3 protein-coding genes and 1 pseudogene are annotated in these 6,232 nt (G+C 69.5%); 1 reads left to right on the forward strand and 3 read right to left on the reverse strand.

The genetic code is table 11. The annotated features are described in order from the left end of the window. Positions 1-60: 60 nt before the first annotated feature. The 3 genes and pseudogenes from ACFUN8_RS25695 to thrS all read right to left on the reverse strand — a co-directional run. The gene (locus ACFUN8_RS25695) at positions 61-762 is read right to left on the reverse strand and encodes a CGNR zinc finger domain-containing protein (protein WP_383641999.1); all 702 of its coding nucleotides are present in this window, start codon (positions 760-762) and stop codon (positions 61-63) included. A 299-nt stretch (positions 763-1,061) separates the two neighbouring features. Continuing rightward, positions 1,062-1,253 (reverse strand): hypothetical protein, encoded by a 192-nt coding sequence (locus ACFUN8_RS25700; RefSeq protein WP_383642001.1) that lies wholly within the window; start codon positions 1,251-1,253, stop codon positions 1,062-1,064. 19 nt (positions 1,254-1,272) lie between these two features. Next, positions 1,273-2,619: pseudogene (gene thrS, locus ACFUN8_RS25705) on the reverse strand (threonine--tRNA ligase); the annotation flags it as partial. Between the two features lie 298 nt (positions 2,620-2,917). Here thrS and ACFUN8_RS25710 point away from each other — a divergent pair. Further along, a complete protein-coding gene (locus ACFUN8_RS25710) occupies positions 2,918-6,190 on the forward strand; it encodes a LamG-like jellyroll fold domain-containing protein (protein WP_383642004.1) in 3,273 nt (1,090 codons plus the stop codon). Positions 6,191-6,232: the final 42 nt, after the last annotated feature.

Consider the following 6,232-nt stretch of genomic DNA (forward strand, 5'->3'; position numbering starts at 1 on the left):
TCTGTGTCGGTTCGCATCCCTGCGGCGGGGCGCCTGTTCACGCCCCTGCGGGGTGTCGGCTCACGCCTTGGCCGCCTCGCCGGCGTCACGGTGGCGCCGGTAGTGGCGGGCCACCCGGGCGCGGTTCCCGCAGTCGGCGGAACACCACTCCCGGCGCGGGTGGGAGCGCACGAAATACAGCACGCAGCGCGGGCCGTGGCAGGCCCGCAACTCGGCCCGGCCGGGCCCGGTGACGAGGCGTACCCCTTCCTCCGCGACGCGCGAGAGGATCCGCGCGTACGGGGCGCCGTTCGCGACCTCCGTACGGGTCGGGCCGCCGGCCCCGGTCCACTCCAGCGCGGACCAGGAGGGCGCGTACGCGCATGCCTCGTTCACGGCGGCGACCGCCGTCGTGAGGTGGCCGGCGTCGGACGCGACGCCGGGGACGGCGTCGGGGACGAGCCCCGCGCCAGGTGTCTCCCGTGTGTCGCCCGTCGTGACGGCGGCGAGGAGGCGCAGCGCGTCGCGCAGCTGCCGGAACCGCCGGAGATCTTCCGCCGACGGGTCCGGCAGCTGCGCGAGGGACGGTCCGCCGGCCGGTGAGAGACGCGGCTGGACGCCGCGCAGCCAGGCCGCGAGACCTTCGGGATGTGTCAGCTCGTCGTGTACGCCGTCCCGGCCGGCCCAGATCGTGTTCATGAGCTCGACCGGCAGAGGCTCACCCAGCAGCGGAGCCGCTGTCTGGGGCGGGGATTCGGACGTACCGGGCTGAATGCTCTCCATACAGACGACTGTAATGCAGGACCTAATGGTTGTCGACTGGAGTAAGCATGTGAATCCGGTGGTGGAGTGTCAGCGCCGACGCAGAAGCATGACGACGACGATGACGACCAGGATGACGACGACTGTTCCGAGACCTATGTACATCTGAGACTCCCCATTCTTGGTACCGCCGAGTGCGGTTCGGGCCGGAGGGCCGGCCGTCTGCCGGCCTTCCGTCCCTGAGCACCGGGTACCCCGTCAATCGCCTCTCAGCGGTCGACGGGGTGAGACCAACGAGACACACCCCGGAGCACGACCGGTCACGAGGGGCGGCGCCGCACCTGGGTCCACTCCGCGAACCACCAGACGAAAGCGACCAGCGCCGCCCACGGCAGTGCGTGTACGGCGGCCGTGAGCCAGGGCAGGTCCCCGCGGAACCGCTCCACTCCGACCGTCGCGGCCCAACTCACCAGCAGGACCAGCAGGATTCGGATACGTCGGTGTTTCAGCATGAGGACCGGGTACCCAAGATCATGAGCCGGACGCACCACGACCGGTCTCGTTCCGCTGTTCCCTGTCTCTGTCGCCCTCCTGCTTCTCCTCCCAGAGATCGGTGCTGAACGCGCCGACCAGCGCGCCGACACGGGCGAGCAGTTCGGCCGCCGGCAGGGCGTCCACGCGCCGCCCGTCCCGCAGCCGCAGCGCCACCGAGTCTCCGGCGGCCTCCCGCGTCCCGATCACCGCCTGGTACGGCACCAGCCTGGCCGCCCTGATCCGCGCGCCCAGGGTGCCGTGTTCCGGCCCCGAGACCTCCGCCCGCAGCCCCCGTCGCGCACAGCGCTCCACGAGCCGTTCCGCCTGGGGCAGTTCGGTGGCGGAGACCGGCAGCACCACGACCTGGGTCGGCGCGAGCCAGCCGGGAAAGGCGCCACCGTGCCGCTCCACGAGATGCGCGACAGCCCGCTCGACGCTGCCGATGACACTGCGATGGATCATCACCGGCCGGTGCTTGGCCCCGTCCGCGCCGATGTACCGCAGATCGAACCGTTCGGGCTGGTGGAAGTCGACCTGGACGGTGGACAGGGTCGACTCACGCCCGGCCTCGTCGGCGATCTGCACGTCGATCTTCGGGCCGTAGAACGCCGCCTCGCCCTCCACCGCCTCGTACCCGACGCCCGAGCTGTCCAGAACCTCGGTCAGCAGCGCCGCGGACCGCTCCCACAGGGCCGGATCGGCGACATACTTCCCGCCGGGCCCCGGCAGCGAGAGCCGGAACCGCGCAGGGCGGATGCCGAGCGCGTCGTACGCCCGCCGGATCAGCTCCAGCGCGGCCCGCGCCTCCTCGGCCACCTGGTCCACGGTGCAGAAGATATGCGCGTCGTTGAGCTGAATCGACCGTACGCGGGTGAGGCCGCCCAGTACCCCGGACAGCTCGGAGCGGTACATGCCGCCCAACTCGGCGATCCGCAGCGGCAGTTCACGGTAGCTGTGGGCGCGGGACCGGTAGATCAGCGCATGGTGCGGGCACAGGCTCGGCCGCAGGACGAACTGCTCCCCGCCCAGCTCCATCGGTGGGAACATGTCGTCGCTGTAGTGCGACCAGTGCCCGGAGATCTCGTACAGCTCCCGTTTGCCCAGCACCGGCGAGTACACATGCCGGTAGCCCGCACGCCGCTCCACACCGCGGACGTACTCCTCCAGGGCGTGCCGCACGGTCGCGCCGTCGGGCAGCCAGTACGGCAGCCCCGCGCCGATCAGCGGGTCGGTGTCGAACAGGCCCAACTCGCGGCCGAGTCTGCGGTGGTCGTGCATCGTGGTCTCCTCGCTGGTGCGGAACGAGTGACCACGTGACGAAGCCCCGGGGCACTCGCCCCGGGGCTTCGAACTGGATCAGCAGTCAGCGCGCCGGGACACTCTCCGGCGTCGTCGTCATGGCGGCACGCTTCATGGGGACGACCGTAGAGCCGAACCCGCGCCACGGCAACACCGTTTCTCACGGCAGCGCCGTTTCTCAGAAGCACCATTTCTCACCCACGTCCCGCGAACACCTTGTGTCATAACTCTGGACACCCGCCGAGCGGTCGTGCTGTCATTCCGCTGCGGACAATTTCCAACGTTGTAATGCCGGGACGAAACCCCTTCCGCCCCCGTCCGCGCGAGGACATCGAGGACTTCCATGAGACGAAAGCCCGCCGCCCGCCCACTGCTGCGCTCCCGCCCCCTGTTCCGCTCGCTGCTGCTCGCCGTCGCCCTGCTGCTGCCGACGACCGGCTTCTCCCCGGCCGCGACGGCCGCGGACACCGCGCCCGCCGCCGCGCCCGCCGGCGAGGTGCACGGCCTCAAGGGCGAGTACTTCAGCATGTCCGCGCCCGGCGCGCGCGACTTCGCCGACCTCGGGGGAGTGGCCCTCGACCCGCAGATCGAATTCCCGGGCCTGGCCTCGACGTTCGAGTCCCTGACCGGCCGTACGGAACACACCACCGCCCGCTGGACCGGCAGTATCGAGGCCCCCGCGAGCGGCGACTACACCTTCTACGCGACCGGCGACAACGGCTTCCGCGTCTGGATCGGCGACAAGGCGGTCATCGACCACTGGGAGCCGGACTGGGACAAGGAGCAGACCAGCGCACCGGTCACGCTCAAGGCCGGTGAGCCGCAGGCGATCCGCGTCGAGATGTTCCAGGACATCGGCGGCGCGAACATGTTCCTGCGCTGGTCGGGTGCGGGGACCGAGAAGCAGATCGTCCCCGAGTCCGCGTTCACCCCGCCCGCCGACTTCGAGATCTACCCGGTCTCGCTGACGGTCGGGAAGGACGGCCGCCAGGTCCGCGCGACCTTCGAGGACAAGGTCGGCGGCACGATCGGGGCGCTCAAGGACCATCTGAAGGTCGAGGTCGACACGAGCCCGATGCCGGTCTCCTCCGTCGCCCGCACCCCCGGTGACCCGTACTCCCTGACCGTCACGCTCAAGGCGCCGGTCCAGAAGGACCAGCGGGTCAGCTTCCGTTACGACGGCCAGGGCGGCCTCCAGGCCGGCGGCGAGACCGTGCCGGAGATCATGCGCACGGCGGCCAACGAGTCCACGCACCGGCTCACCACCGAGTGGGGCGACAAGCTCGACCCGGACAACCCGCTGCCCGAGTACCCGCGTCCGCAGCAGGTGCGCGACAACTGGAAGAACCTCAACGGTCCTTGGCAGTTCGCGGGCGCCGAGAAGGACGAGAAGCCCGTCTTCGGCAAGAACCTGGACGAGAAGATCATCGTGCCGTTCCCGGTCGAGTCGCAGCTCTCCGGCCTCGAACGCCACGAGGACCACATGTTCTACCGCAAGCTCGTGACCGTCCCCGCGAACTGGCAGGTCGGCGGCGGCAAGCGGCTGAAGCTCAACTTCGACGCCGTCGACTACGCGACCCGCGTCTGGGTCAACGGCGAACAGGTCACCGAACACACCGGCGGCTACACGGCGTTCAGCGCCGACATCACCGACGCCCTCCGGAACGGCGGCAAGGGCCCGCAGGAGATCGTCGTCGCCGTCACCGACACCAACGGCCCCAACCAGCCGATGGGCAAGCAGTCCACCGACCCCGGCGGCATCGTCTACACCCAGTCGTCGGGCATCTGGCAGACGGTCTGGATGGAGCCCGTCGCGAAGGCGGCCGTCGACGAACTCGTCACCACGCCCGACATCGACTCGCGCACCCTGGCCGTCACCGTCAACTCCGCCAAGGCCTCACCGGACGCCAAGGTCAGGGCGGTCGCACGCGACGCCAAGGGCCGGATCGTCTCGACGGTCAGCGGCCGGCCCGGCACCGAACTGCGCCTGCCGATCAAGAACCAGCGGCTCTGGACCCCGGACGACCCGTACCTCTACGACCTCGACGTCACCCTCACCGACGGCCGGTCCACCGACAGCGTCGACAGCTACTTCGGTATGCGGTCCGTCGGTATCGAGAAGGTCGGCGGCTACCAGAAGCTCGTGCTCAACGGGAAGCCGATCTTCTCCCTCGCCATGCTGGACCAGGGGTTCTGGCCCGACGGCCTCTACACCCAGCCCAGCGACGCGGCCCTCAAGTTCGACCTCGAAGCGCAGAAGAAGCTCGGCTTCAACGCCGTACGCAAGCACATCAAGGTCGAGTCGGCCCGCTTCTACCACCACGCCGACAAGCTCGGTCTGCTCGTCTGGCAGGACTTCGTCTCCAGCGACATCACCAGCGAGGCCGGACAGAAGACCTTCGTCGACGAGGGCAAGCAGATGATGCGGCAGCTGCACAACTCGCCGTCCGTCATCGGCTGGATCGTCTTCAACGAGGGCTGGGGCGAGTGGAACCGTGAGGAGACCGGCCGGATCGCCGAATCGGTGAAGCAGACCGACCCCTCCCGGATCGTCAACGCGCACAGTGGCGTCAACTGCTGCTCCTCCAAGGGGGATTCGGGCAAGGGCGAGATCATCGACCACCACGACTACGTCAACAACGACGCCCCGTTCCCCGACCACCGCGCCGCGATGGACGGTGAGCACGGCGGCTTCACCCTCCGTACCCCCGGGCACATGTGGCCCGGCCCGCCCGCCGCGATCTACAGCGGGGTGGCCGACAAGGACGCGCTCACCGCGAAGTACGTCCAGAACACCACGGACTTCTACCTCGAAGCGGCGAACGCCGAACTGTCGGGCTCCGTCTACACCCAGGTCAGCGACCTGGAGAACGAACTCAACGGCTTCTACACCTACGACCGCAGGCAGATCAAGGTCGATCCGGCGCGCGTACGCGCCATCAATCTGAAGGTCATCAAGGCCGGCGCCGAAGCGGGCGAACGGGACGAGCTGAGCGGCGGCGGACACTGGCCGCTGGACGAGGGGAAGGGCACCAGGGCCACGGACAAGGGCCCGAACGGCAAGGCCCTCAGTCTGGTCGGCGGCGCCGCCTGGACGCCGGGCGTCAGCGGCTCCGCGCTCGCCTTCGACGGCGACGGTCAGTACGCGCAGACCGAAGGACCGGTCGTCGACACCACCAAGAGCTACTCGGTGTCGGCCTGGGTCACCCTCGACGAACTCCCCGGCAACTACGCGACGGCGGTCAGCCAGGACGGCCGTCGGACGGAGAATCCGTTCTATCTCCAGTACGGCCAGGGCGCGTTCGCCTTCAGCACCCCGGGCGGCAACCGCGCCCGGCTGGTGACCGAGCCGGAGACGGACCGCTGGTACCACCTCGTCGGGGTCCGTGACTCGGCGTCGGACGACATCACGCTGTACGTCGACGGCGCCCCGGTCGCCACCGCCGCCGCCGGTCCGGTCGACGTGAGCACCGGACCGCTGTCGCTCGGCCGCGCCAAGTACGACGGCGCCAAGGGCGACTTCTGGAACGGATCGATCGACCAGGTACGCGTCTACGACAAGGCCCTGACGGACGGTCAGGTCAAGACCCTGCACGAGGAGGAGAAGCCGCGGTAACGCGGACACACACACGGACGTGGTCCGCGGCGAGATCGGCTC

The organism is Streptomyces sp. NPDC057307, assembly GCF_042667665.1.
Lineage (GTDB): Bacteria > Actinomycetota > Actinomycetes > Streptomycetales > Streptomycetaceae > Streptomyces.

What these genes read in the sequence shown, in the direction of transcription:
- ACFUN8_RS25695 (WP_383641999.1), bottom strand. Translation starts at nt 762, where the DNA reads ATGGAGAGCATTCAGCCCGGTACGTCCGAATCCCCGCCCCAGACAGCG.
- ACFUN8_RS25700 (WP_383642001.1), bottom strand. Translation starts at nt 1,253, where the DNA reads ATGCTGAAACACCGACGTATCCGAATCCTGCTGGTCCTGCTGGTGAGT.
- ACFUN8_RS25710 (WP_383642004.1), top strand. Translation starts at nt 2,918, where the DNA reads ATGAGACGAAAGCCCGCCGCCCGCCCACTGCTGCGCTCCCGCCCCCTG.